Source organism: Methylobacterium sp. D48H (genome assembly GCF_053345715.1).
The window spans coordinates 1-24,908 of record NZ_JBKFAP010000006.1; the positions used below are offsets into that span (position 1 = coordinate 1).

Consider the following 24,908-nt stretch of genomic DNA (forward strand, 5'->3'; position numbering starts at 1 on the left):
AACTCGCCGTTGCGGAACCGGAACGCCGGATCCCGCGTCGTGCGGAACGAGAACAGGTTGTCGGTCCAGTGGTGGACCGACAGAACGCGCTCCTCGTAGAACTTGCTCATCGACGGATCAGTCCTCGAATCCTCTGACGCTCGGCACACGGCCCCGACGATTCGGGGCCCGTGGTGCGGGGGATCCCCGCCGCCCCGCTCGGGCGGGGGTGGATCCTCGGCAGGGAACCCGCCCGGATCCGGTTGCAAACACACGCGCGCCGCTTCTTTCGCAGTTGCGGCACGTCCGTCAAGGCGTGCCGGGATCACACTGGCGAAAGAAGTGAACGGCCTGGAATCGTTCGAAGATTTAGCGTCTTCGCGGACGCTCCGCAGCGCCGTTCCGGACATGGGAGGGTTGCCGCAGAGCCGGCCCCGCGCCGCCCTCAGACGAGGGCGGCGGGCCGGAGCGGCGCGAGCCCGGCCTCGATCTCGGCCCGGCGCGGCTCCAGGAACGGCGGCAGGGCCAGGCGCTCGCCCAGGGTCTCCAGGGGCTCGTCCGCGGTGAAACCCGGCCCGTCGGTGGCGATCTCGAACAGGATGCCGTTGGGCTCGCGGAAATAGAGGCTGCGGAAGTAGTAGCGGTCCACCGGCCCGCTGCTCGGCACCCGCGCCGCCCGGAGCCTGTCGGCCCAGGCCTCGTAATCCCCGTCCGGGATGCGGAAGGCGACGTGGTGGACCGCGCCCGCGCCCTGGCGGGCCGGCGCGGACCGGTCGGCCAGGAGCTGGAGCTCGGCGGCCGGGCCGCCGGGTCCCATCGCGTAGACCTCCACCGGGCCGTCGCCCGTCTCGAAGGCGCGGTCCCGGCGCAGGCCGAGCACCTCGGTCAGCACGGCGGCGGTGCGGGCCGGGTCCGGCACCGACAGCCGGATCGGGCCGAGGCCGCGGATCTGGTAGGCGGCCGGCACGGGCGAGCCGTCCCAGGGATGCTCCGGCCCGGTCCCGCCATCGTCCACCAGGGCGAGGCGCTGGCCCTCCGGATCCTCGAAATCGAGGGTGAGGCGCCCGTCGCGCGCGGCGGGCTCGGCCTCGACGATCCCGGCCTCGCGCAGGCGCGCGTGCCACCACGCGACCGCGCCCTCGCCCGGGACGCGCAGGTGCGTGCGGGTGATGCTGCCGGAGCCCCGCCGCTCCCGGGGCGCCGGCCAGTCGAAGAAGGTGATGTCGGTGCCGGGGCTCGCCAGCCCGTCGGCGTAGAACAGGTGGTAGGCCGAGACGTCGTCCTGGTTCACCGTCTTCTTCACGAGCCGCAGGCCGAGCGTGCCCGTGTAGAAGGCGACGTTCTCCGCCGCGCGGGCGGTCACCGCGGTGAGATGGTGGATGCCGGTGAGCTGCATGTCGGTCCTGGGGTTCGCCGCGTCGCGCCTCAGGTGGGGAGCGGCGGCGGCTTCGCGAGCGGCCCGCGGATCGGGCGGCCGGCACCCGTTCCTCCGGGGCCGCGCCCCGGACCGGCGGCGCGGCCGCTACGCGGCGATCGGTACCCGGGCGCGGCGGATTTCGCCGAACCGCGGTCCCGAGACCCGCTTCTCAGAGCCCCACGGGCCGGCCGGCGGCGACCACCAGCATCTTGCCGTCCGCGAAGGTACGGGCGGCGGCCCGGCGGATATCCGCCTGGGTGACGGCCGAGACCATGGCGTTGCGGCGGGCGATGTAGTCCATGCCCAGCTCCTCGAAGGCGATCTGCACCAGCTGGTGGGCGATCTTGGTCGAGGTGTCGAAGCCGAGCGCGTAGGAGCCGGTCAGGTAATCCTTGGCCTTCTGGAGCTCGTCGTCGTCCGGGCCGTCCGTGATCAGCCGGCCGATCTCGTCGCCGATCACCGACAGGGCCTCGCCGACGCGCTCGTTCTTGGTGGCGGTGTAACCCCAGGTCATCGCGGCCGAGCGGTGGCTGACGAGCGAGGTCCCGACCGAGTAGGCGAGGCCGCGCTTCTCGCGCACCTCCTGGAACAGGCGGGACGTGAAGGCGCCGCCGCCGAGGATGTGGTTCAGCACGTAGGCCGGGATGAAGTCCGGGTCGCGCCACGGCACGCCGGCCATGCCGAACCGGATCACCGACTGGGGCACGTCGAGGTCGACGACGACGCGCTTGCCGAGATCGTGCACCTCGGTGCGCGGCACCGCCTTCAGCGCCCCGGCCTCCGGCAGGGCTCCGAAGGCGCGGTTCAGGCCCTCGGCGAGCTGCTCGGCGCCGATGGCGCCGACCGCCGCCACCTTCACCCGGCCGCGGCCGATGATGCGGGCGTGCATTGCCAGCAGGTCGTCCCGGGTGATCGCCGTCACGCTCTCCACGGTGCCGGAGGACGGGCGGGCATAGGGATGGCCGGCGAACGCCTCCTTGAAGAAGCGGCGGGAGGCCAGCACGCCCGGATCGTTCTGCTGGTAGCGCAGGCCGGCGATGATCTGGGCGCGGACGCGCTCGATCGCGTCGGGGTCGAGGCGGGGCTTGGCCAGCGCCAGGGCGAGGAGCGCGATGCCCTCGTCGGCGTGCTTGACCAGCATCTTCAGCGAGCCGCCGACCGCGTCGGCCCCCGCGTGGAACGACAGCTCGATTGCCCGGGCGGCGAGCCGCTCCTGGAACAGGTCGGAGGTCAGATCGCCGGCGCCCTCGTCGAGGAGCCGCGCCAGCATCTGCGCGCAGCCGGCCTTGCCGGCCGGGTCCTGGGCGGCGCCGCCCTCGAAGGTGAAGGCCAGGGCGATCATCGGCACCACCGGCGACTCGACGTGCCACGCCTCGATGCCGGCGGCGGTCGTCACCGGCAGCGCCGTGGTGGGCGAGCTGACGGTTTGGGCGGTGGTCTCGACCAGAGTCTCGGCCAAGCTCATGGGAACCTCGTGTCTCTATCTCGGGCGACAGCGGAGCGGGCCAGGGCTCCCGTTCGGCAGAGCGCCCCGCCCAGACCCGTCACGGGCCCGGCGGGACGCACCCGGGGTTACTCGGCGGCCATCGCGACCGGGGCGTCGGGATCCTGCGCCTTGGTCAGGTAACCGGTGACCGAGCGGGCCGGCGTCAGCCAGCGCTCGGCGGCGCCCTTGAGACGCGCCTGCGTCACCTCCTCGATGTCGGTCGGCCAGCGGCGGACCTCCTCGATGGTCTCGCCGATCGCCAGCGCCGAGCCGTAGATGCGGGCGAGCGACGACTGGCTGTCGGAGGAGTAGACGGTCTCGGCCACGAGGCGGGTCTTGGCGCGCTCGATCGCCTCGGCGTCCAGGGCCTCCGCGGGGGCGCGGCGCAGCACCCTGTCGACGGCCTCCTCCAGCTTCTCCAGGGGCACGCCCTCGGCGGGCACCGCGTAGACGGAGAAGCGGGTGTCGTCGATCGCCGAGCCCATGTACCAGGCGCCGGCATTCACCGCGAGGCCGGTCTCCATGACCAGCTTGCGGTAGAGGTACGAGGTCGAGCCGCCGCCCAGCACCTCAGCCAGCAGCTCGAGGTCGTGGCAGCCGCCGTCCCGGGCGGTGATGCAGGAGGGGGTCAGGTAGAGGCGCTGCAGGGTCGGCTGCTCGACCTTCGGGTCGGCGACGGCGACGCGGCGCAGGGCCTTCGGCTCCGGCTCCCGCGCCCGCAGGCGCTCGGGCCGGGCGCCCTGGGGCGTCACGCGGCCGTAGGTGGTCTCGGCGAGGCGCCGGACCTCGTCGGGCGTGACGTCGCCGGCCACCACCAGGATGGCGTTCTCGGGGGTGTAGAAGCGCTTGTAGTAGGCCAGCGCGTGCTCGCGGTTCAGGCCCTCGATCTCGTGCATCCAGCCGATGATCGGGATGCCGTAGGGATGGTGCACGAACAGGCCGGCCGCCATCGCCTCGGAGAGCTGGGCGGAGGGGTCGGTCTCGACCCGCATGCGCCGCTCCTCCAGCACGACGTCGCGCTCGGGGGCGACGACGGCGTCGTCGAGGACGAGGCCGCTCATGCGGTCCGCCTCGAATTCCATCATGGTGCCGAGGTGATCCCGGGCGACCCGCTGGAAGTAGGCGGTGTAGTCGTAGCTGGTGAAGGCGTTCTCCTGGCCGCCCAGGCCCGACACCGCCTTGGAGAAGGCCCCGACCGGGTGCTTCTCGGTGCCCTTGAACATCAGGTGCTCGAGGAAGTGGGCGATGCCCGACTGGCCGAGCGGATCATCGGCCGAACCGTTGCGGTACCAGATCATGTGGGTGGCGACGGGGGCCCGGTGGTCGGGGACGACCACCACGTCGAGGCCGTTGTCGAGGGTGAAGGCCGTCACTTCCGGTCCGCCCGCCTCGGAACGCCCGAACGGCGCGGCCTCGCCCCGGCCGGCGCTGCCGCCGTAGGGCGAGCCCGGACGCAGCGGGAAGAGGGTGGGCGTCGCCTTCCTGAACAGGTGCATTCCGCTTTCCTTCTGCCGGCCCCGGATCGAAGCGTCCCGCGTCGGGATGCGCGCGCGGATCGGGGCCGTCCTGGTCACCGGGGCGCAAGAACCGCACCGGGACGATCATCTCATGTTGCCACGCCGTGTCGCCGTTGCAACGGCGACACGGCGCCCCCGTCACTGCTGCGCGCGCTGACGGAGATACGCGCGGGGATCCGACTCCTCGCGCTCGCGGCTGGCGTTGTTGATCGGGTCGCTCGACGGCGGCCGGGCCAGCTGCTTGGGCGACTGCCGGTACCCGGTCGGCGGGTCCGTGAGCGTGTCGCGGCTCGGCTCGATGTCGGAGGGCTCGGCGTTGGCGCTCTTGCCCTTGAGCAGCTCGAAGGGGCTGAGCAGGCTGTCGTCGCGGTTGTTGTCGCCGGGCTTGCGCTCGGCGGTGGTCGTCAGGCCCGCGCCGGCACGGCGGCCGCCGCGCATCTCCTCCACGGAGAGCGTCGCGTTGTTGTCGTCGTAGCGGCCCTGGGCCTGGGAGCCCTTGGGATTGCGCCGCTCCACGGCGGCGCGCTCGCGCTCCACGATCTCGGGATCCTTCGGCCAGGCGGTGCTGGTGGAGCGCGCCCGCGGCTGCGGCAGGGCCTTGCCGTCGATCTTGGGCGGCATCACCAGCGGCGGCCGCTCGTGATAGTCGATCGGATCCTGGCGCTTCTCCAGGAGGCCGATGCCCGACAGGGCGTCGCGCATGAACTCGCCGCGCTCCTGCGCGTGCGCGGCACCGACGACGCAGAGCGGAGCCAGGGCCACCGCGGCGGAGAGGAGGGGACGAAGCCTGCGATGCCCGGTCATGCTGCCTCACGGGTTCCGGACGGAGCGTCCGGCTCTGGGAAGGCCGCGGCGCGGCCCGATCCGACAGGTCCCGGCCTGAGACCGGTTTCCGGCGATCGTATGGCGCCTTGACTGCGTCGCGCCAGGAGGGGGACGCGGGAGGACCTGTGTGTTGCAGGGATCACAGGCGCGGCGCCGGGTCGCCCTGCGGCGGGGACGCCCGGCCCCTGCGGCCGTCCGGGGACAGGCTGTCGAGGATCAGGCCGATCACGCCGGCCACGATCGCCGCGTCGGCGACGTTGAACACGTACCAGGACCAGCCGCCGGCATGCAGGTGGACGAAGTCGAAGACGGCGCCGTAGGCAGCCCGGTCGATGGCGTTGCCGAGCGCCCCCCCGACGATCAGCCCGAGGGCGATCCCGAGGAGCCGCGACATGGCCCGGCGCATCCAGATCCCGAGGCCGAGGGCGGCGGCCAGCGACAGGGCCACGAGTAGCCAGCGGCCGATCCCGCCCTCCTGCTGGAACAGCCCGTAGGAGACGCCCCTGTTCCAGACCACGACGAAGTCGGCGAAGGGCGCCAGCCGCCAGGGCTGCGTCAGCACGAGGTCGGTGCCGAAATAGAGGCCGAGCTTGCTGGCCTGATCGAGGACCAGGGTGAGGACGAGGGCCAGGAGGCCGGCGCGGAAGGGCGTCACGGGCGGCGCACTCGGCCCGGGCCGGCGCCCCCTGCTCCCCGCGGGCGGGGAGAGGGAGTGGCGCCGCCGACGACGCGGAACGCCCTCACGCCGCGCTCGCCTCCGGATGCGCCGCGTCCCACTCGCGCAGGGCCTGGGCGTCGCGGGGCGTCACGTCCGGGTAGTCCGGGTCGCTGCCCACCTCCGGGCTGACCCGCCAGGAGCGGGCGCACTTGCGGCCCTCGGCCGGGCTCGGCACCACCGCCACGCCGCGCACCTCGTCGAGGCGGAAAGCCTCGGCCGGGCCCTCGCCCGCCACCACGGCGATGTCCGAGGTGATGCAGGTATCGGCGAAGTCGCAGCCCTCGAGCGCCGCGAGAAGCTCCGGATCCGCCACGTAGACCGTCGGCGCCGCCTCCAGGCTCGCGCCGATGCGCTTGGCCGCGCGCTCGATCTCCAGGGCGCCGGTAACCACCCGCCGCACCCGCCGGATTTTTTGCCAGCGCTCCGCGAGGGGGGCGTCGAGCCAGTCAGCCGGGGTCTCCGGCAGGGTCTGGAGATGCACCGAGCCGTCCTCGGACGGGTAGCGGTCGAGCCACGCCTCCTCGGCGGTGAAGGCGAGCACCGGGGCGAGCCAGATCGTCACCCGGCGGAAGGCCTCGTCGATCACCTGCAGCGCCGCCCGCCGGCGGACCGAGGACACGGGATCGCAGTACAGGGCGTCCTTGCGCACGTCGAAGTAGAAGGACGACAGGTCGCCGGTCATGAAGCCGTTGAGCAGCGCCACCACCCGCTTGGTGTCGAACGCCGCGTAGGCCTCGCGGATCTCGCCGTCGAGCTCGGCGAGCCGGTGCAGGATCAGCCGCTCCAGCTCCGGCATCTCCTTGTACGCCACGTCGTCGCCCGGGACCCGGTGCGCGAGGGAGCCCAGCATCCAGCGCAAGCTGTTGCGCAGCTTCCGGTAAGTTTCGGCAAACGTCTTGATGATCTCCGGGCCGATGCGCAGGTCGTCGGTGTAGTCGGAGGCGGCGACCCAGAGGCGCAGGATGTCGGCGCCCGAATCCTTGATGACGCTCTGCGGCGCGACGACGTTGCCCTTCGACTTCGACATCTTCAGGCCCTTGCCGTCGAGCACGAAGCCGTGGGTCAGGACGATGTCGTAGGGCGCCCGGCCGCGGGTGCCGGCGGATTCGAGCAGCGAGGACTGGAACCAGCCGCGGTGCTGGTCGGAGCCCTCCAGGTACATGACCCGGTCCTGGCCGCCGTCGCGGACGCGCTTCACCCCAGAAAGCCCCGGGAAGGCCTCCGGATCGTCCAGCACGAAGGCGTGGGTCGAGCCGGAATCGAACCAGACGTCGAGGACGTCGGTGACCTTCTCGTAGGCGGCCGGGTCGTGGTCGGGCGCCAGGAAGCGCTGCGCGGCGTCGTCCCGGAACCACGCGTCGGCGCCCTCGGCCGCGAAGGCGTCGCGGATGCGGGCGTTGACGGCGTCGTCCTTCAGGATCTCGGCGGTGTCGCGGTGGACGAAGACGGTGATCGGCACGCCCCAGGCGCGCTGGCGCGAGACCACCCAGTCCGGCCGGTTGGCGACCATGCCGGTGATGCGGTTCTTTCCTTGCGTCGGCACCCACTGGGTGTCGTCGATACCCTGGAGCGCCACCTCGCGCAGCGTCCGGTTGCCCAGCGAATCCACCGGCCGGTCCATGGCGATGAACCATTGCGGCGTGTTGCGGAAGATCACCGGCTTCTTGGACCGCCAGGAATGCGGGTACTGGTGGCGCAGCACCCCGCGGGCGATCAGCGCCCCGGCCTCCGTCAGCGCGGCGATGACCGCCTTGTTGGCGTCGCCCTTCTCGCCCTTGGCGGTGAGCACGCGGGTGCCGGTGAAGCCCGGGGCGGCCTCTGTCAGCACGCTGTCGGCGTCGACCGTGTAGGGGATGGTCGCGTCGATGCCGCGCTCGCGCAGCAGCCGGCCGCTCGCCATCCAGAGCTCGAAATCCTCGCGGCCGTGGCTCGGCGCCGTGTGGACGAAGCCCGTGCCGGACTCGTCGGTGACGTGGTCGCCGTCGAGCATCGGCACGGCGAAGCCGTAGCCGAGCTTGGCCAGCGGGTGGTCCAGGGTCAGGCCGGCGAGCGTCGACGGGCTCACGTCGGCGACGCGCGCGAACGCCTCGACCCGGGCGGCCTTGAACACCGTGGCGGCGAGGCTGTCGGCGAGCAGGTAGGTCTGGCCGGGCACCGCCCAGTTGTCGGCCGGCGCCTCCGTCACCCGGTACAGGCCGTAGGCAATTTTTTTGGAGAACGCGACGGCGCGGTTGCCCGGGATCGTCCACGGAGTGGTCGTCCAGATCACCACCCGCGCCTGCGCGAGATCGCCCTCGGCGCCGGACCGGATCGGAAACGCGCAAAAAATCGTGTCGCTGACGTGCTCCTCGTACTCGACCTCGGCTTCAGCGAGCGCGGTCTTCTCGACCACCGACCACATCACCGGCTTGGAGCCGCGATAGAGCTGGCCGCTCATCGAGAACTTCATCAGCTCGTCGGCGATCACGGCCTCGGCGGGGAACGCCATGGTGGCGTAGGGATGGTCCCAGTCGCCGGTGACGCCGAGCCGCTTGAACTCCTCGCGCTGCACGTCGAGCCACTGGGCCGCGAAGGTCCGGCATTCCTGCCGGAACTCGATCACCGGCACGTCGTCCTTGTTGCGGCCCTTGGCGCGGTACTGCTCCTCGATCTTCCACTCGATCGGCAGGCCGTGGCAGTCCCAGCCCGGGACGTAGTTGGCGTCGAAGCCGAGCGCGGTCTGCGAGCGGACCACCACGTCCTTGAGGATCTTGTTGAGCGCCGTGCCGATGTGGATGTTGCCGTTGGCGTAGGGCGGGCCGTCGTGGAGCACGAATTTCGGCCGGCCCTGGCCGCGGGCGCGCAGCTTGCCGTAGAGGTCCATCCGCTTCCAGCGCTCGATGAAGAGCGGCTCGCGCACCGGCAGGCCGGCGCGCATCGGGAACTCGGTCTGCGGCAGGAACAGGGTCTTGGAATAGTCGCGGGCGGGCGCGGTCTCGGGGGCGGTCATCGGATCTCGCATCGGCGGTCGGGCCGGCAGCGTCGGGCCGGCGGAATCGGGTCGGGCGGCAGGAGGATCCCGGACCTCCGCGCGGCCGCGCTGGAGCGGGCCCTCAGGCGGAGGCCGGGCCGGTAATTCGGATCGGGCGGCCGGGGCCGCGCAGGGCGCGCGAAGCGTGCATGACGGGTTCTCTACCAGCCGCCCCGGCCGGAGGCCAGCGGCAGCGCGGATCACGCGCCCGTGACCGCGGATGGGACCAATCGGCGTCTGAACCGTTGACCGACACACCCTCCGCCCGCCGCGGCGGCGCGGAGCCGATTCGGACAGACATCCGGGAGTAGCCCCATGAAGAAGCTTCTGATCGCGACCCTCGCCCTCGCGCCGCTGGCCTACGCGGGCGCCGCGGAGGCCCAGGGCACGGCGCGCGGCGCCCAGCGCGGCGTCGAGGACGGCACGGCCGCGGCCGGCCCCGTGGGCGGGGTCGTCGGCGGCGCGGTCGGCGCGGCGACCGGCACGGTCGGCGGCGTGCTCGGCACCGATCCGGACCCGGCCCGCCGGGCCCGCGAGAACCGCCGCGAGGAGCGGATGGAGCGCCAGGAGCGCCGCTGAGCGCGCCTCGGCCGCTGACAGGGTCCCGTGACAGGGTCCGGCCGGTCGCCTCAGGCGGCCGGCCGCGCCTCCCGGCGGATCGTCTCCTGCGCCAGGAGGTACAGGCCGGAGCCGACGACGATCATGGCGCCCGCCACGGTCCAGCGGCTCGGGACGTCACCGAACAGCAGGAAGCCGAGCGTCACCGACCACAGCAGCTGCGTGTAGATGAACGGCGCCAGCACGTTGGCTGGGGCCCGGGCATGGGCCATCACCAGCAGCCAGTGGCCCAGCGTCCCGAACAGCGCGACCCCGAACAGCAGCGCCCAGTGGGTCAGGCTCGCCGGGCTCGTCCAGATCCACGGCAGGAGCGGGGCCATCAGCGCGAGTCCCGCGAGGCCCGTGTAGAACATGGTCGTGGCGGTCGAGTCGTAGGCCGCGAGCTTGCGCGTGATGATCGCGTAGAAGGCGTAGACCACCACGTTGGCGACGCAGAGCAGCGCGGCCGGATGCATGCCGCCGACGCCCGGCCGCACGATCACCAGCACGCCCAGGAAGCCGACGCCGATCGCCGCCAGCCGCGCCCGCGACGACCACTCGCCGAGCAGCGGCCCGGCGAGCAGCGCCACGGTGAGCGGCGCGGCGAACTGGATCGAGATCGTCTCGGCGAGCTGCAGGTAGCGCAGGGCCAGGAAGTTGAGCGCCGTGGAGGCGAAGAGCAGCAGGGAGCGCGCGATCTGCAGCGGCAGGCGCCGGCTCTTCACGACGCCCGGCGTGCGCACCGGGTTGATGAACAGCGAGATCATGGCGACGCTCGCCGCGTAGCGCATGAAGGTGGTGACCAGGGGATCGACGCCGGCCCGGGCCAGGGTCTTGCCGCAGGCGTCGAGGCTCGCGAAGAAGGCGACGGCCCCGCACATCAGGGCGATGCCGACGATCCGCCGGCGGCCGGCGAGGTCGGCCTCCGGAGCGGCGCGCGGCGCGGCGCTGTCGTCGGGGACGGAGGTCGCGACCTGCGTGCTCATGCCTGACCAATCTCGGTAGAGGCTGAAACCCCTGCCACGCCCGGCGCCGCACGGGTATCGGCCGGCGCGCAGGGGAACCATGCAGCCGGCACGGTCGCCCGCGCCGGCGGCGGCTCAGCGCTTCGCCGCGACCTTCTCGGCGGCGGGGGCCTTCTCGGCGGAGGCCGTCTTGGTCGCGGCCTTGGCGAGCTTCGGCTTGGGCGGCGTCGCGCCGGCGATCAGGGCGGCGAGGTGCGACTGGTCGAGCCCCGCGGCGGCGCGCGCGGGCGCAGCGGGAACAGGCGCCGCCGCGGCGACCGGCGCGGGCGCCAGCGCGGCGGCCCGTTCGACCCGGCGCGGCTCGATGGAGCCGGTCGCGGTGGGCTCGGCGAGGCTCGCCGTCGCGACCGCGGGGGCGGCGGACTCGCGCTGCACCCGCAGGGTCCAGTGCGCGGCGGTTGAGAGCGCGGCGATGCCGAGGATCGCCTTGATGCCGCTGGTGAGCAGGGCTCGCATGGTCGTCAGGCCCGAGAGAACGCGGTTACGCGGAACCGGATCCCCGGCCCGGACGCATCATCGCGCGGGAGCGTGAACGAAGCCGCAACGGACCCGGACGACGCTGTCCCGGAACGGGGCAGGGACCCGCGCCCGCGACCCGTCTCGCGGGCGGAATCGGGTGGGAAATCATGTGGGCCATGCGCCGGACCCGCGGTTCCTGTTCCCCGCGCTCCCGACACTCCTGCAGCGACTCGGCCCACTGAGCCTCACAGGAACGGCCCAGAGAACTGGTCCGGACCGTCCCGTCACTGCCGACCCCGCCGCCATGCAGGCCCGAGCGGGCTCGCGAAACCTTCAGGCGCATCGGCCGCTGGGGACAGCCCGTGTAGAGGGTGACAGCCGAGCCGGCAACAGAGGCGGGGCCGTTTCCGGGACCCCGCGGCGATCAGTGCTCCGCCGCGGCCGCGGCGAAGCGCATCAGCGCGGCGATCTCGTCCGCGCCGTCCTCCGCGGCGAGGCGCCGGTAGAGCGCGGCGTAGCCGGAGAAGACCTGCCGCCCGGCCGCGTCGGGCCCGAGGAACCCGGCGATCTCCTCCATCTCGGGCGCCCAGCGATAGGCCTTCGGCGCCATGTCGGGCAGGCCCCTGGCGAACCGGGCCAGGAGCGCCGGCTCGTTCTCGGCGAGCTCGGCCAGCAGCGCTTCCCCGGCGCCGGCGCGCTCGGCGGCGCCGATCACGAGCGCGGCGAGCGCCGTCAGGCCCTTGTTGAGGCCGGCATAGCTCATCTTGAGGCTGGAGGCGGCGCCGACCGCGCCGGGGCAGACGCGCAGGTCGAGGCCGAGGTCGCGCAGGACCAGGGCCGGGGTCGTCTCGAGACCCGAGACGTAGACGCGCGGCCCCTTGGCGCCGGGCTTCGGCGGCAGGCCCAGGATCGCCCCGTCGAGGAACGGCGCGCCGGTGGCCGCGACGATCCCGGCGACGCGCCCGACCGTCTCCGGGCTGACGGCGTTGGCGTCGATGTAGACCGGCTTGCGCGGGGCCGCCGCCAGGGCGGGCGCGAGCCGGCGGGCCAGCGCCTCCGCATCGGCTGGCGGCACGATGGAGAGCAGGAGATCGGCGGCGGCGAGGTCGCCGTCCCCGGCATGCGCCATGCCGGCGGCCGCGGCCCGGGCGCGGCTCGCCGCCCCGCGCCCGTCCAGGGAGGTCAGCACGCGGGCGCCGTGCCCGGCGAGCCGGGCCCCGACGGCGCTGCCCATGGCGCCCGGGGCGATCACCGCGATCGTGGGCACGGGACGCCTCCGGGACCCTGGGGCCGCTACCGCAGCGAGCCGCAGAAGCGCTGGATGCGCCGGCAGGCCTCCTCCAGCACCGCGTTCGACGTCGCGTAGGAGATGCGCAGGTTCGGGCCGAGGCCGAAGGCCGAGCCGTGGACCGCCGCCACGCCCTCGGCCTGGAGCAGCTCCATGACGAAGTCCTCGTCGGTCTCGATGGTCTTGCCGGCCTCGGTCCGCTTGCCGATCAGCGCCGCGCAGGACGGGTAGACGTAGAACGCGCCCTCCGGCGTCGGGCAGGTCAGCCCGTTGGTCTGGTTGAGCATCGACACGACGAGGTCGCGCCGGCCCTGGAAGGCGGCCCGGAACGTGGCGAGGTGGTCCTGCGGCCCGTCGAGGGCGGCCACCGCCGCCCACTGCGCGATCGTGCTGGCGCCGGAGGTCTGCTGGCCCTGGACGAAGTCCATCGCCTTGATGAGCGCTTCCGGCCCGGCCGCGTAGCCGATGCGCCAGCCGGTCATGGCGTAGCCCTTCGAGACGCCGTTCATCGTCAGCGTCCGCTCGATCAGCTGCGGCTCGACCTGGGCCGGCGTGACGAACGCGAAGTCGCCGTAGGTGAGGTGCTCGTAGATGTCGTCGGTGAGGATGTGCACGTCCGGGTAGCGGAGCAGCACGTCGGTGAGCGCCTTCATCTCGGCGCGGGAGTAGGCGGCGCCCGACGGGTTCGACGGCGAGTTGAGGACGATCCACTTGGTCTTCGGGGTCAGGACCCGGTCGAGCTCCTCGGCCTGGAGCTTGAAGCCGTTGGCCATGTCGGTGTCGGCGAAGACCGGCGTGCCGCCGCACAGCCCGACCATCTCCGGGTAGGACACCCAGTAGGGGCGGGGGATCACCACCTCGTCACCGGGGTTCAGCGTGGCGAGGAACGCGTTGTACAGCACCTGCTTGCCGCCGGTGCCCACGATGGTCTGCGAGACCTTGTAGTCGAGCCCGTTCTCGCGCTTGAACTTCCGCACGATCGCCTCGCGCAGGGGCACGATGCCGGAGACCGGCGGGTAGCGGGTCTCGTTCCGGTGGATCGCCGCGATGGCGGCCTGCTTGATGTGCTCGGGCGTGTCGAAGTCGGGCTCACCCACCGACAGGCTGATGACGTCGACGCCGGAGGCCTTCAGGTCCCGGGCCTTCTGGGTCATCACGATGGTCGCGGACGGCTTCACCCGCGAGAGGACGTCGGCGAGGAGAGCCATGGCGTGCGATGCTCCGGATTTTTGCGGTCAGGCGCCGCTTCCCCGCGGCGCGGCGGACCCTAGGCCCGGGACGCTGAGCCGGCAAGCGTGAGACGCCGCGGCGGCGCGCGGGAGCGACGTTTCTGCTATGATCCTCGGAATCGGGACGGAACGAGAGGCCCTGCCGATGGGCGAGACGATCAGCATCACCCTGGCACCGGACACGCTCCGCGCCGTGCGGGAGAGCGTCGAGGCCGGTGAGTACGCTTCGGTGGACGCGCTGCTCGACGAGGCCGTGCATGCCCTGCAACGCCAGCGACGCGAGGATGCCGAGCGTCTCGATGACATCCGCGCCCGCATCCGGCGTTCCCTGGACGATCCGCGGCCGGATCTGAGCATCGAAGAGGTTCAAGAGGATCTCGACAGGATGTTCGCTGAAGCGCGGCAAGACACCCGCCGTGCGTAGACTGCCTGTTGCGTTTCGCCCTCAAGCGCAGGCCGATCTGGCCGGCATCTTCCGAACGGTCTTGCAGCGGAGTCAGAACGTCGCGACGGCGCAGCGCTTCACGCAGCGGATCAAGGATCGGTGCGACCGAATCGGCCACGCACCGCATGCGGGCCGACCCCGTGACGATCTCTTGGAAGGCTTGCGAACGGTGGCGTTCGAGAGATCGGCTGTGATCGCCTATCGCGTGGAACGTGGATCCGTGAGGATCCTCAATATCTTCTATGGCGGCCGCGATTTCGAGGCGGTCTATCCAGGCGATACCACGGAAGAAGCTCAGGAGCCCCCGTCCTGACGAACTGCCCTCGCACCGGCCGGCCCAGACCCCCATCTCACCCGGCATGACCCCGCTCTCCGTCCTCGACCTCTCCTTCGTCAGCGCCGACTCGACCCCGGCGCGGGCGCTGCACGACACGCTGGCCCTCGCCCGCCACGTCGATAACCTCGGCTACCGGCGCTACTGGCTCGCCGAGCACCACGCGCTCCCCAACGTGGCGAGCCCGGCACCCGAGATCATGATCGGCCAGATCGCCGCCGCGACCCGCAACATCCGGGTCGGCTCGGGCGGCATCATGCTGCCGAACCACGCGCCGCTGATGGTGGCCGAGCGCTTCCGGGTGCTGGAGGCCCTGTTCCCGGGCCGGATCGACCTCGGTCTGGGGCGCGCACCCGGCACCGACGGCCTCACCGCGCGGGCGCTGCGCCGCCGGGAAGCGCCGGGGGAGGGCGGGGACGACTTCCTCGACCGCCTCCAGGAGCTGCTGTTCTGGGACGGCGGCTTCCCGGAGGGGCACCCGTTCGCGCGGATCGAGGCGAGCCCCGCGGGGGTGCCGCTGCCGCCGATCTTCCTGCTCGGGTCCTCCGACTACAGCGCCCGCCTCGCCGGCGAGATCGGCTGCGGTTTCGGCTTCGCGCAGCACTTCTCCGGGATGCCCGCGGAGCCGCCGATGCTGGATTACCGGACCCGGTTCCGGCCGACGCGGCTCGGCGCGAAGCCCCACGCGATCCTGGCGGTGGCGGCGATCTGCGCCGCCACGGACGCGGAGGCCGAGCGCCTCGCCTCCAGCGCGCGGCTCGCGACGCTGCGTCGGGAGCGCGGCGAGTACCGGCCTCTGCCGAGCCTCGCCGAGGCGCTGGACTACCCGTATTCCGACGGCGAGCGGGTGCAGATCGAGCGCGGCCGCGACCGCCTGCACGTGGGCGGCCCCGAGACCCTGCGGGCCCGGCTGGCCGAGATGGTCCGGCGCACGCAGGCCGACGAGCTGATGATCGTCTCGGCGATCCCCGACCAGGCGGCGCGCCACGACTCCTACGCGCTGCTGGCGCGGGCCTGGGGGCTCGGCGCCGCCTCACAGGCGGCCTGAGCCGTCACCCGCCCCCGCCGCGGGCGCTGGCGGCGGCGGGGCCGGCCGTGCAGGCTCCCACGGTTCACGCCCGCGACCAGACGGGCCGACCGGAGGAGAGGCAGCATGGGCAACCGACGCGAATTCCTGACCGCCACGGCCGCCGGCCTCGCCGCCGCCGCGGCGCCGGCCCGGGCCGCCGAGGAGCGCACGGCGGCTCCGAAATCCACGCCGACGGGGGCGCCGCCCTTCGGCATGCCCCGCGACATGGTCCTCCTCAACATGCGCCGCGGCGACGGCTACGCCCTGGGCGTGAAGACGAAGGACGGCGTTCTCGACGTCGAGGCCGCCGGCCGGGCGCTCGGGATGCCGGTCCCCGCCGACATGGACGACCTCCTCCAGAACGGGCGCGGCCCGGCGCTGCGGGCGCTGATCGACGCGGTCGAGGCCGCCCCCGACGGGCGCTTCGTGCTGGCGGAATCCGACGTCGCCTACGCGCCGGTGGTCACGCGGCCCGAGAAGATCATCATGATGGGCTTCAACTACCGCCACCACGCGGAGGAGACCGGCACGCCGATCCCCAAGGACCCGCCGCTGTTCAACAAGTACAACAACGCCCTGAACCACCACGGCGGCACGATCGCGCTGCCGACCCAGGCGGCGCGGGAATTCGACTACGAGACCGAGCTGGTGATGGTGTTCGGCCGCGAGTGCCGGAACGTGTCCGAGGCGGACGCCCTCGATTATCTCGCCGGCTACTGCACGGGCAACGATTTCAGCGCCCGGGACCTCCAGACGCTGACCTCGCAGTTCATGATCGGCAAGACCTCGGACGGGTTCGCGCCGCTCGGCCCCTACCTGGTGACCGCCGACCGGGTGAAGGACCCGAACAACCTCAAGCTCAAGACGCTGGTCAACGGCCGGGTGCGCCAGGACTGGAGCACCAACGACATGATCTTCAACTGCCGCCAGCTGATCAGCTTCGCGTCGAAGGTGATGACCCTGAAGCCGGGAGACATCTTCTACACCGGGACCCCGCAGGGGGTGATCTTCGGCGAGAAGATCCCGCGCAAGGACCGCGCGTGGCTGAAACCCGGCGACGAGGTCGTATCCGAGCTGGAAGGGCTCGGTGAGCTGCGCTTCAGGCTGGTCTGATCCGTCGTCCGAGCGGCGCGACCCGCACCGTCATCACGAGCGCAGCGACGTGACCCAGGGCAGCGCGACGGCAGGTGTCGTCGCGCCGGCCGGATCGCTTCGCTCCGCTCGCAAGGACGGCACTGTCGCAGCCATCACCTGAGACGGCCAGGGTGCGCGGGTCGTCCTCAGCGCCCGAGCAGGCGCCCGAGACGGGCCAGGAACCCCGATCCTTCAGCAGGCTTCGCACCGGGCGTCGCCGCCTGCGCGGCTCCCGCCTTCGGCGCCAGGATGAGCCCGAGGGCTGCCGTATCGGTGGTCTCGCGGTCGATCAGGATCAGGCTGCCGGTCTCGCGGTTCTCCGCGTACGGGTCCACCGCCACCGGCCGGTCGAAGCGCAGGCTCACGTCGGCGATGTCGTTCGCCGACAGGCGCTCGGCCGGGCCGGGCTGGCCGGTCTCCGGATCGATCCGCGAGGCGATCAGCTCCACGGTCGCGGTGACCGTGGCGGTGCCGATCTTGGCGAGCAGGCTCGCCCCCGGGCTCAGATCGGTCTCGGAGGCCCAGAACAGGCGCGCGTCGAGGGTCTCGGTGACCCGCATCGGCGCGTCGGTGGCCACGATCACCTGCCCGCGGGAGGCGTCGATCTGGTCGGCCAGCACCAGGGTCACCGACTCGTCCTCGCCGGCCTCGGGCAGGTCGCCGTCGGCGGTGTAGATCCGCGCCACCGTGGAGGTCCGGCCGGAGGGCTGGACCGTCACCGAATCGCCCGGCCGCACCCGGCCGCTGGCGATCCGGCCGCTGTAGCCGCGGAACTCGGAATTGGGCCGGTTGACCCACTGCACCGCCATCCGGAACGGCGCGTTCAGCGCCTCCGCGCGGACCGGCACGGTCTCGAGGTAGTGGAGCAGGGTGCCGCCCGTGTACCAGGGCGCCGCGACGCCCGCGTCCACGACGTTGTCGCCGTTCTTGGCCGAGAGCGGGATCGCCTTGACCTCGGAGAAATTCAGCCCGCGGGCGAAGTCCGAGAACCCCGACACGATGCCGTCGAAGGTGCCCTGCGCCCAGCCGGCGAGGTCCATCTTGTTCACCGCCAGCACGACGCGGCGGATCCCGAGATTCGACACGAGCAGCGCGTGGCGCCGCGTCTGCCGGGTCAGGCCCTGGCGGGCGTCGACCAGGATCACCGCCACGTCGGCCGTCGAGGCGCCGGTGGCCATGTTGCGGGTGTACTGCTCGTGGCCGGGGGTGTCGGCCACGATGAAGGAGCGCTTGTCGGTGGAGAAGAACCGGTAGGCGACGTCGATGGTGATGCCCTGCTCGCGCTCGGCCTGGAGGCCGTCGACGAGCAGCGCGAGGTCCATCTCCTGCCCCTGCGTCCCGTGCTTGCGGGAATCCCGCTGGAGCGCCGAGATCTGGTCGTCGAAGATCTGCTTGGTGTCGTGCAGGAGCCGCCCGATCAGGGTCGACTTGCCGTCATCCACCGAGCCGCAGGCGATGAAGCGCAGCACCGCCTTGTTGCGGTGGGCGGTGAGGAACGCCGCGTAGCCGGAGGCCCGGTCGGTGAAGGCCGTGGGAGCCTGGTGGAGCGTCATCAGAAATAGCCCTCCTGCTTCTTGCGCTCCATGGCGCCGGCCCCGTCCTTGTCGATCACCCGGCCCTGGCGCTCCGAGGTGCGCGCCGCCAGCGTCTCGCCGATGATCTCGGGGAGCGAGGCCGCGTCGCTCTCCACCGCGCCGGTGAGCGGGTAGCAGCCGAGGGTGCGGAAGCGGACGAGGCGCTGCTGCGGGGTCTCGCCCGGCGCGAGCGGCAGGCGCTCGTCGTCGACCATGATGAGCTGGCCCTCGCGCTCGACCACCGGCCGCTCCTTGGCGAAGTAGAGCGGCACGATCGGAATGTTTTCCTGCTCGATGTAGAGCCAGATGTCGAGCTCGGTCCAGTTCGACAGCGGGAAGACCCGCAGGGACTCGCCGCGCTTCTTCTTGAGATTGTAGAGGTGCCAGGGCTCGGCGCGCTGGCGCTTCGGGTCCCAGCGGTGCTGCGCGGTGCGCAGGGAGATGATCCGCTCCTTGGCGCGGCTCGCCTCCTCGTCGCGGCGGGCGCCGCCGAAGGCCGCGTCGAACTTGTGCTTGTCGAGCGCCTGCCGCAGGGCCTGCGTCTTCATCACGTCGGTGTGGACCTCGGAGCCGTGGCTCACCGGGCCGACGCCGCGGGCGAGCCCGTCCGGGTTGGTGTGGACCAGGAGGTCGAGGCCGAGCTCTTTGGCGCGGGCGTCGCGGAAGGCGATCATCTCGCGGAACTTCCACGTCGTGTCGACGTGGAGCAGCGGGAACGGCAGCCGCCCGGGCGCGAAGGCCTTGAGGGCGAGGTGCAGCAGCACCGAGGAATCCTTGCCGATCGAGTAGAGCATCACCGGGTTCTCGGTCTCGGCGACCGTCTCCCGGAAGATGTGGATGCTCTCGGCCTCCAGCCTCTTGAGATGGCTGAGGCGGTCGGCGGCGGTCGGTGCGGGCGTGGGGGCGCTCGGCTGCACGGCGGCGGCGAGGGCGGCGCTCATCGGGCGAACTCCGGCTGGCGGGCTGTCTGATTCGGGGTGGTCTCGAAGGCGGCGGGCTCGAGGATCGCGGGCTCTTGGCCCGGCTGCACGGCCGCACCGGGGCGTCCGACGTGCAGGCCGCACTCCTTCTTGTCTTCCTGCTCCCACCACCAGCGGCCGGCCCGCTCGGGCTCGCCGAGCTTCACGGCGCGGGTGCAGGGGGCGCAGCCGATCGACGGGAAGCCGCGATCGTGCAGGACGTTGTAGGGCACGAAATTGTCGCGCACGAAGCGGTCGACCTGCTCCCGCGACCAGTCGGCCAGCGGGTTCAGCTTGATCAGGCCGCGCTCCGCGTCGAAGGCGGCGAGCGGCGTCTCGGCGCGGTTGGCCGACTGGCCGGCCCGCAGCCCGGTGAGCCAGCCGCTCGCGCCGGCGAGCGCGCGGCCGAGCGGCTCGACCTTGCGGAAGCCGCAGCAGGCCTGACGGGCCGCCACCGAGCGCCGGAAGCCGTTGATGCCCTCGCTCCGCACGAAGTCCTCGGCGGCCGCGCGTTCGGGGGCGTAGGCGGTGATTCGGATGCCGTAGGCCGACTCGGTCTCGGTCCACGTGTCGTAGGTCTCGGCGAAGAGGCGGCCGGTATCGAGGGTGACGATCTCGACGCGACCCTTCGCGAGGCCCGCCATGGCCAGCGCGTGGGTGAGCGCCTGGTCCTCGACGCCGAGGCTCGTCGTGAAGACGAGGCGGCCGGGGATCTCGGCGGCGATCAGGTGGAGGCGGCCTGGAAGGTCGAGCCCGGACAGCCGCTCCGCGAGGGAGTCGGCCGCCTGTCGGTCCGGACGGGTCATCGCGCCATGTCCCGGGGTTCGCGTGGTGGAAAGGCCACGGCCAGCGCCGTGCCTGTTGTCGAGCGGTCGAAATGTTCGCTATACCGAACGAAGTCAAGGCGCCCCGGCGCGCTTGGCGGGGTCGGACCGGCGGTTCGGCGTGCGGTTGCGCACAGCTTCCGGCGCGGGCAGCATGGGCCCGAGGTAAAAGATTCTTCTCACCGGTCCCGGTAGACACGTATATGCGCTCGCGCCCCGCGCGCGGCGGAAGCCCACGGAGACAGCTTTGGACGCGATCGATCTGAAGATTCTCGCCCTGCTGCAGACGGACGCCACGCTCTCCATCGCGGCGATCGGCGAGCGCGTGGGCCTGTCGCAGACCCCGTGCTGGAAGCGCATCCAGAAGTTGGAGGCCGACGGGGTCATCGACCGGCGCGTGGCGGTGCTCGATCCGGTGAAGCTGGGCCTCGGGCTGACCGTGTTCGTCTCCATCGAGACCGCGGACCATTCCCAGGAGTGGCTGCAGCGCTTCGCCGCAACCGTCTCGGCCATGCCGGAGGTGCTGGAGTTCTACCGGATGGCCGGCGACGTGGACTACATGCTGCGGGTCGTCGTCGCCGACATGCAGGCCTATGACAGCTTCTACAAGCACCTCATCGCGGTGCTGCCGCTCAAGAACGTCACCTCCCGCTTCGCGATGGAGAAGGTGAAATCCACCACGGCCCTGCCGCTGCCGGCGCCCCCGAAGAACGGGCGGCACCTGCCGGGGACGGCCCCCGTCCTCGCCGTGGTTGGAGAATGATATTCTCTTTTTTCGCAGTGCAGCGAACGTGATGTCCTATACGCCGCCCGTTCTGCAAAACGAACGTTTCTCGATTGACACCGGCCGCGCCGGCCCCGACATGGTCCCGTGATGTCCCGCCAGAATCTCCTCCCGCGCACCGCCCCGTTCGGGGACGGCGAGCGCGCCAGCCTCGACGCGGTGCTCGGCACCGCGAGCCCCACGCAGCGCGCCTGGCTCGCCGGCTTCCTGGCGGGCCTCGACGCCGCGGGCGGCCAGCCGGCCGCGGTGCCGGCCGCCCCGCCCAAGGCCGCCGCGCCGCTGACGGTGATCTACGCCAGCGAATCGGGGAACTCCGAGGCGCTCGCCGGCAACGTCGCCAAGCTCGCGCGCAAGCAGGGCTTCAAGCCGAAGGTGGTGGACTTCGCCGACCTCGACGTCGCGACCCTGCCCAAGGCCGGCAAGCTGATCGCCATCGCGGCCACCTGGGGCGAGGGCGAGCCCCCGGCCCGGGCCGTGCGGGCCTACGGCGAGCTGATGGGGGAGGGCGCCCCGCGCCTCGACGGCGTCGAGTTCGCGGTCCTGTCGCTCGGCGACACGTCCTACGCGGAGTTCTGCGCCATCGGGAAGGCGCTCGACGCGCGCTTCGAGGCGCTCGGCGCCAAGCGCGCCGCCGAGCGGGCCGACCTCGACCTCGACTTCGAGAAGCCGGCCGCCGACTGGATCAAGGGCGCGCTGAAGGCGCTCGCCCCGGCCGAGCAGCCCGACAACGTCGTGGCGGTGGACTTCGCCCGCGCCGGCGCTGGCGAGGACGACGACGCCGAGCCGAGCCGCGAGCCCGTCGTGGTCGAGGTCGTCGAGCACGTGAACCTCAACTCGTCGCGCTCCGACAAGGAGACGATCCACCTCGCGCTCGCCTTCGAGGACGGCGCGCCGGCCTACGAGCCCGGCGATTCGCTGGAGATCTATCCCGAGAACGACCCGCAGCTCGTGGACGAGATCCTGAACGCCGCCGGGCTCTCGGGCGACGAGGCCCTGCGCCGGGCGCTGCTCGCCGAGCGGGACATCACCACGCTGTCGGCCGCCACGATCGAGCGCTTCGTGAAGGCGACCGGCCACGCGGAGGCGCAGACGCTCATCGACAGCGGCGAGGCCAAGGCCTGGATCGAGGGCCGCCACCTGATAGACCTGCTGGAGACCTACCCGGCGAAGCTCACCGCCGAGCACGTGAATACGATCACCCGGCCGCTGCCGCCGCGGGCCTACTCGATCGCCTCCTCGCGCAAGGAGGTGGGCGACGAGGTCCACCTCGCGATCGCGGCGGTGCGCTACGAGACCCACAGCCGCGCCCGCTCGGGCGTCGCCTCGGTCCACGTCGCCGACCGCATCCGCGACGGCGCCAAGCTGCGGGTGCGGCTGAAGCCGAACCGCCACTTCCGCCTGCCGCAGGATCCGGCCACCGACATCATCATGGTCGGGCCGGGCACCGGCGTCGCGCCGTTCCGCGCCTTCGTGCAGGAGCGCCGGGCCGTGGAGGCCCCGGGGCGGTCGTGGCTGTTCTTCGGCGACCGGCACTTCACCCACGACTTCCTGTACCAGCTCGAGTGGCAGGACGCCCTGGAGGACGGGTCGCTCACGAAGATCGACGTGGCCTTCTCGCGGGACCAGCCGGAGAAGGTCTACGTTCAGGACCGGATCACCCAGCACGCGCAGGAGTTGGTCTCCTGGCTGGACGGGGGCGCGCATCTCTACGTCTGCGGCGATGCCAAGGCCATGGCCAAGGACGTGCGCGCCGCCGTGGTGGGCGCGTACCAGAGCGCGAAGGGCCTCAGCGCCGCCGACGCCGAGGCGCAGGTCGCGGCGCTGGAGCGCAGCCACCGCTACCAGCAGGACGTTTACTGACGGATCGGCCTTCCGAGGCCACAGGATCGAGATTGCAGCGGAGCAGGACGGGGCGCGGGTCCCCTCTCCCGGGCGGGAGAGGGACAGGGTGAGGGATCCAGGTCTTTCCGGAGAGGGCGCGTCCCTCACCCCGACCCTCTCCCGCCGGGGAGAGGGGGACCGTCGCGGATCCCGCCCCTTCCGTGAACCGGCGCGCGCTCCGCTCGACACCCACCCCTGACGCGGGGGCTGGGAGACGCGTTCAGACAGACGGATTCACCCCATGGACGACCACAGCCCCCGCGACGCCGCCGAGACCCCGGCCCCCGGCCCGACCACCGCCCCGGCCAAGCGCGTCTACGAGACCCCGCCGACGACGCGCCCGATCACGGACGCCGAGGCCGCGCGCGCGGAGAAGCTCGCGGCGAACGAGCACATCAAGATCGCCAGCGGCTACCTCCGCGGCACCCTGGCGGACGGCCTCCTCAAGCACGCCACCGGGGCGATCTCGGAGGATGACGGGCAGCTCGTGAAGTTCCACGGGATGTACCTGCAGGACGACCGCGACCTGCGCCCCGAGCGGACCAAGAAGAAGCTCGACAAGGCCTACAGCTTCATGATCCGCCTGCGCATCGCCGGCGGCGTCATCACCCCGAAGCAGTGGCTGATCCTCGACGACATCGCCCGGACCTACGCGGGCGGGGCGCTGCGCGCGACCACGCGCCAGACCTTCCAGTACCACGGCGTGATCAAGTCGAACCTGAAGCGCACGATGGCGGCCATCGACGGGGCGCTGCTCGACACGATCGCGGCCTGCGGCGACGTCAACCGCAACGTCATGGCGGCGACGAACCCCGCTCAGACCGGCGCCCACAAGGCCGCCTACCAGCTCGCCAAGGACATCTCCGACTCGCTGCTGCCCAAGACCAGCGCGTGGCGGGAGATCTGGCTCGACGGCGAGCGCGTGGTCGGCGGCGAGGAGGAGGCCGAGGTCGAGCCGGTCTACGGCCGGACCTACCTGCCGCGGAAGTTCAAGACCGTCGTGGCGGTGCCGCCCTCCAACGAGGTCGACATCTTCGCCCACGACCTCGGCTTCATCGCGATCCTCGACAAGAAGAACCAGGTCACCGGCTGGAACGTGACGGTGGGTGGCGGCATGGGCATGACCCACGGCGAGCCCGACACCTTCCCGCGCACCGCCGACGTGATGGGCTTCGTGAAGCCCGAGGACGCCCTGAAGGTCGCCGAGGCGGTGATGACCGTCCAGCGCGACTGGGGCAACCGCAAGAACCGCAAGAACGCCCGGCTCAAGTACACGATCGAGCGCTACGGCCTCGACGCCTTCCGGGCCGAGGTCGAGAAGCGCGCCGGCAAGAAGCTCGGCGCGCCCAAGCCCTTCACCTTCACGGGCAACGGCGACCGCTACGGCTGGGTCGAGGGCGACGACGGCCGCCACCACCTGACCCTCTACGTGCCCTCGGGCCGGATCAAGGACATCGCGGGCGGCGCGCAGTTCCTCTCGGGCCTGCGCCGCATCGCCGAGGTGCATCAGGGCGATTTCCGCCTCACCGGCAACCAGAACGTCATCATCGCCAACGTCCCGGCCGAGAAGCGCGCCGAGATCGACGCGCTGGTCGACGAGTACGGCCTGACCCGGGGCGCGAGCGCGCTGCGGCGCAGCTCGATCGCCTGCGTGGCCCTGCCGACCTGCGGCCTCGCGCTCGCCGAGAGCGAGCGCTACCTGCCGGACCTGATGACCGAGCTGGAGGAGAGCCTCGCGTCCCACGGGCTCGCCGAGGAGGAGATCACAATCCGCTCCACCGGCTGCCCGAACGGCTGCGCCCGGCCGTTCATCTCGGAGATCGGCCTCGTCGGCCGCGGCCCCGAGCGCTACCACCTCTACCTGGGCGCCGCCCACGACGGCTCGCGGCTCAGCAAGCTCTACCGGGAGGACGTGGCGGCCTCCGAGATCCGCGACACCCTCGACCCGCTCTTCGCCGACTACGCGAAGGGCCGGCAGCCGGGCGAGCATTTCGGCGACTACCTGATCCGCGCCGGCCACGTGGCGCGGACCACCAACGGCCCGGACTTCCACGAGCGGACCGGCGCCCTCAAGCCGGCCACGCTCGGCTGACGAAAGGCCGCGCGCGTCCGGGACGGCGCTTCCGGACGCGCCGGGACCGCGAGGCCGCGGCGGCAGGGTCGCGGGCAGGGTTGCGGAATGCGGGTCGCGGCCCGGCCCCGCCCTGACCGGAGCCGCGCGCCGATCCCGGGCGGCCGGGCCACGGCGCCAGGGATCCGAGCCCCGGAAGAACTCCCTGCCCATGCGTGGATCCGGACGGCCGTTCCGAGAAAACCGGAACCGCCGCCGGAGACCCGGCCGCGCTCGCGCCGGC

21 protein-coding genes and 1 pseudogene are annotated in these 24,908 nt (G+C 72.2%); 8 read left to right on the plus strand and 14 right to left on the minus strand.

The genetic code is table 11. The features are described from left to right. The 7 genes and pseudogenes from ACLBX8_RS13010 to ileS all read right to left on the minus strand — a co-directional run. Positions 1–110: pseudogene (locus ACLBX8_RS13010) on the minus strand (ferredoxin--NADP reductase); the annotation flags it as partial. Between the two features lie 314 nt (positions 111–424). After that, on the minus strand, positions 425–1,375 hold the full coding sequence (locus ACLBX8_RS13015) for a ring-cleaving dioxygenase (RefSeq protein WP_447699515.1): 951 nt from the start codon (positions 1,373–1,375) through the stop codon (positions 425–427). A gap of 190 nt (positions 1,376–1,565) precedes the next feature. Continuing rightward, positions 1,566–2,861 (minus strand): M16 family metallopeptidase, encoded by a 1,296-nt coding sequence (locus ACLBX8_RS13020; RefSeq protein WP_447699516.1) that lies wholly within the window; start codon positions 2,859–2,861, stop codon positions 1,566–1,568. Between the two features lie 107 nt (positions 2,862–2,968). Further along, complete coding sequence (locus tag ACLBX8_RS13025; RefSeq protein WP_447699517.1) at positions 2,969–4,378, minus strand: M16 family metallopeptidase; 1,410 nt, start codon at positions 4,376–4,378, stop codon at positions 2,969–2,971. Between the two features lie 159 nt (positions 4,379–4,537). Continuing rightward, positions 4,538–5,203, minus strand: a complete 666-nt coding sequence (locus tag ACLBX8_RS13030; RefSeq protein WP_020093175.1) for a hypothetical protein — start codon at positions 5,201–5,203, stop codon at positions 4,538–4,540. A 160-nt stretch (positions 5,204–5,363) separates the two neighbouring features. Further along, positions 5,364–5,879 (minus strand): signal peptidase II, encoded by a 516-nt coding sequence (lspA, locus tag ACLBX8_RS13035; RefSeq protein ID WP_447699518.1) that lies wholly within the window; start codon positions 5,877–5,879, stop codon positions 5,364–5,366. Between the two features lie 85 nt (positions 5,880–5,964). Then, positions 5,965–8,931: an isoleucine--tRNA ligase gene (ileS, locus tag ACLBX8_RS13040; protein WP_447699519.1), complete on the minus strand. Its 2,967-nt coding sequence runs from the start codon at positions 8,929–8,931 to the stop codon at positions 5,965–5,967. Positions 8,932–9,267: 336 nt separating this feature from the next. On the opposite strand from ileS, the gene ACLBX8_RS13045 reads away from it, so the two are divergent. Further along, positions 9,268–9,531 carry a hypothetical protein gene (locus tag ACLBX8_RS13045; protein ID WP_447699520.1) on the plus strand — a complete coding sequence of 88 codons (264 nt, stop codon included), beginning with the start codon at positions 9,268–9,270 and terminating at the stop codon, positions 9,529–9,531. A gap of 50 nt (positions 9,532–9,581) precedes the next feature. Here ACLBX8_RS13045 and ACLBX8_RS13050 read toward each other — a convergent pair whose 3' ends face one another. From ACLBX8_RS13050 to ACLBX8_RS13065, 4 genes are all read right to left on the minus strand, one after another. Further along, positions 9,582–10,535 (minus strand): DMT family transporter, encoded by a 954-nt coding sequence (locus ACLBX8_RS13050; protein WP_056523381.1) that lies wholly within the window; start codon positions 10,533–10,535, stop codon positions 9,582–9,584. Between the two features lie 114 nt (positions 10,536–10,649). Continuing rightward, on the minus strand, positions 10,650–11,030 hold the full coding sequence (locus ACLBX8_RS13055) for a hypothetical protein (RefSeq protein ID WP_091926382.1): 381 nt from the start codon (positions 11,028–11,030) through the stop codon (positions 10,650–10,652). A 427-nt stretch (positions 11,031–11,457) separates the two neighbouring features. After that, positions 11,458–12,300 carry a DUF1932 domain-containing protein gene (locus tag ACLBX8_RS13060; RefSeq protein WP_447715279.1) on the minus strand — a complete coding sequence of 281 codons (843 nt, stop codon included), beginning with the start codon at positions 12,298–12,300 and terminating at the stop codon, positions 11,458–11,460. A 26-nt stretch (positions 12,301–12,326) separates the two neighbouring features. Next, positions 12,327–13,529: a pyridoxal phosphate-dependent aminotransferase gene (locus tag ACLBX8_RS13065; protein WP_020093181.1), complete on the minus strand. Its 1,203-nt coding sequence runs from the start codon at positions 13,527–13,529 to the stop codon at positions 12,327–12,329. Positions 13,530–13,695: 166 nt separating this feature from the next. On the opposite strand from ACLBX8_RS13065, the gene ACLBX8_RS13070 reads away from it, so the two are divergent. From ACLBX8_RS13070 to ACLBX8_RS13085, 4 genes are all read left to right on the plus strand, one after another. Beyond that, positions 13,696–13,974, plus strand: a complete 279-nt coding sequence (locus ACLBX8_RS13070) for a ribbon-helix-helix domain-containing protein (protein ID WP_447715280.1) — start codon at positions 13,696–13,698, stop codon at positions 13,972–13,974. Further along, positions 13,967–14,308: a type II toxin-antitoxin system RelE/ParE family toxin gene (locus ACLBX8_RS13075; protein WP_026604932.1), complete on the plus strand. Its 342-nt coding sequence runs from the start codon at positions 13,967–13,969 to the stop codon at positions 14,306–14,308. Before ACLBX8_RS13070 ends, ACLBX8_RS13075 begins: the two co-directional genes overlap by 8 nt. Before the next feature lie 46 nt (positions 14,309–14,354). Continuing rightward, positions 14,355–15,377, plus strand: a complete 1,023-nt coding sequence (locus ACLBX8_RS13080; RefSeq protein ID WP_056523373.1) for an LLM class flavin-dependent oxidoreductase — start codon at positions 14,355–14,357, stop codon at positions 15,375–15,377. A 105-nt stretch (positions 15,378–15,482) separates the two neighbouring features. Further along, positions 15,483–16,511: a fumarylacetoacetate hydrolase family protein gene (locus ACLBX8_RS13085; RefSeq protein ID WP_447715281.1), complete on the plus strand. Its 1,029-nt coding sequence runs from the start codon at positions 15,483–15,485 to the stop codon at positions 16,509–16,511. A gap of 167 nt (positions 16,512–16,678) precedes the next feature. On the opposite strand, the gene cysN is transcribed toward ACLBX8_RS13085, so the two are convergent. From cysN to ACLBX8_RS13100, 3 genes are read right to left on the minus strand one after another with little or no spacing between them, the layout of a single operon-like run. Then, positions 16,679–18,085: a sulfate adenylyltransferase subunit CysN gene (cysN, locus tag ACLBX8_RS13090; protein ID WP_447715282.1), complete on the minus strand. Its 1,407-nt coding sequence runs from the start codon at positions 18,083–18,085 to the stop codon at positions 16,679–16,681. Next, complete coding sequence (cysD, locus tag ACLBX8_RS13095; RefSeq protein WP_091926378.1) at positions 18,085–19,047, minus strand: sulfate adenylyltransferase subunit CysD; 963 nt, start codon at positions 19,045–19,047, stop codon at positions 18,085–18,087. The genes cysN and cysD overlap by 1 nt, the downstream gene beginning before the upstream one ends. Next, on the minus strand, positions 19,044–19,871 hold the full coding sequence (locus ACLBX8_RS13100) for a phosphoadenylyl-sulfate reductase (RefSeq protein WP_020093186.1): 828 nt from the start codon (positions 19,869–19,871) through the stop codon (positions 19,044–19,046). The genes cysD and ACLBX8_RS13100 overlap by 4 nt, the downstream gene beginning before the upstream one ends. Before the next feature lie 265 nt (positions 19,872–20,136). On the opposite strand from ACLBX8_RS13100, the gene ACLBX8_RS13105 reads away from it, so the two are divergent. The 3 genes from ACLBX8_RS13105 (at position 20,137) to ACLBX8_RS13115 (ending at position 24,646) form a co-directional block, all read left to right on the plus strand. Further along, the gene (locus tag ACLBX8_RS13105; protein ID WP_010686224.1) at positions 20,137–20,652 is read left to right on the plus strand and encodes an Lrp/AsnC family transcriptional regulator; all 516 of its coding nucleotides are present in this window, start codon (positions 20,137–20,139) and stop codon (positions 20,650–20,652) included. Positions 20,653–20,763: 111 nt separating this feature from the next. Further along, positions 20,764–22,533, plus strand: a complete 1,770-nt coding sequence (locus tag ACLBX8_RS13110) for a diflavin oxidoreductase (RefSeq protein WP_447715283.1) — start codon at positions 20,764–20,766, stop codon at positions 22,531–22,533. Between the two features lie 262 nt (positions 22,534–22,795). Further along, positions 22,796–24,646: an NADPH-dependent assimilatory sulfite reductase hemoprotein subunit gene (locus tag ACLBX8_RS13115; protein ID WP_091978246.1), complete on the plus strand. Its 1,851-nt coding sequence runs from the start codon at positions 22,796–22,798 to the stop codon at positions 24,644–24,646. The last annotated feature ends 262 nt before the right edge of the window (positions 24,647–24,908 follow it).

Coding starts and splice junctions, on each gene's coding strand:
- ACLBX8_RS13110 (WP_447715283.1), top strand. CDS start 20,764: ATGTCCCGCCAGAATCTCCTCCCGCGCACCGCCCCGTTCGGGGACGGC.
- ACLBX8_RS13115 (WP_091978246.1), top strand. CDS start 22,796: ATGGACGACCACAGCCCCCGCGACGCCGCCGAGACCCCGGCCCCCGGC.
- ACLBX8_RS13020 (WP_447699516.1), bottom strand. CDS start 2,861: ATGAGCTTGGCCGAGACTCTGGTCGAGACCACCGCCCAAACCGTCAGC.
- ACLBX8_RS13070 (WP_447715280.1), top strand. CDS start 13,696: ATGGGCGAGACGATCAGCATCACCCTGGCACCGGACACGCTCCGCGCC.
- ACLBX8_RS13055 (WP_091926382.1), bottom strand. CDS start 11,030: ATGCGAGCCCTGCTCACCAGCGGCATCAAGGCGATCCTCGGCATCGCC.
- ACLBX8_RS13085 (WP_447715281.1), top strand. CDS start 15,483: ATGGGCAACCGACGCGAATTCCTGACCGCCACGGCCGCCGGCCTCGCC.
- ACLBX8_RS13065 (WP_020093181.1), bottom strand. CDS start 13,529: ATGGCTCTCCTCGCCGACGTCCTCTCGCGGGTGAAGCCGTCCGCGACC.
- ACLBX8_RS13080 (WP_056523373.1), top strand. CDS start 14,355: ATGACCCCGCTCTCCGTCCTCGACCTCTCCTTCGTCAGCGCCGACTCG.
- ACLBX8_RS13100 (WP_020093186.1), bottom strand. CDS start 19,871: ATGACCCGTCCGGACCGACAGGCGGCCGACTCCCTCGCGGAGCGGCTG.
- ACLBX8_RS13045 (WP_447699520.1), top strand. CDS start 9,268: ATGAAGAAGCTTCTGATCGCGACCCTCGCCCTCGCGCCGCTGGCCTAC.
- ACLBX8_RS13015 (WP_447699515.1), bottom strand. CDS start 1,375: ATGCAGCTCACCGGCATCCACCATCTCACCGCGGTGACCGCCCGCGCG.
- cysN (WP_447715282.1), bottom strand. CDS start 18,085: ATGACGCTCCACCAGGCTCCCACGGCCTTCACCGACCGGGCCTCCGGC.
- cysD (WP_091926378.1), bottom strand. CDS start 19,047: ATGAGCGCCGCCCTCGCCGCCGCCGTGCAGCCGAGCGCCCCCACGCCC.
- ACLBX8_RS13025 (WP_447699517.1), bottom strand. CDS start 4,378: ATGCACCTGTTCAGGAAGGCGACGCCCACCCTCTTCCCGCTGCGTCCG.
- ACLBX8_RS13030 (WP_020093175.1), bottom strand. CDS start 5,203: ATGACCGGGCATCGCAGGCTTCGTCCCCTCCTCTCCGCCGCGGTGGCC.
- ileS (WP_447699519.1), bottom strand. CDS start 8,931: ATGACCGCCCCCGAGACCGCGCCCGCCCGCGACTATTCCAAGACCCTG.
- ACLBX8_RS13050 (WP_056523381.1), bottom strand. CDS start 10,535: ATGAGCACGCAGGTCGCGACCTCCGTCCCCGACGACAGCGCCGCGCCG.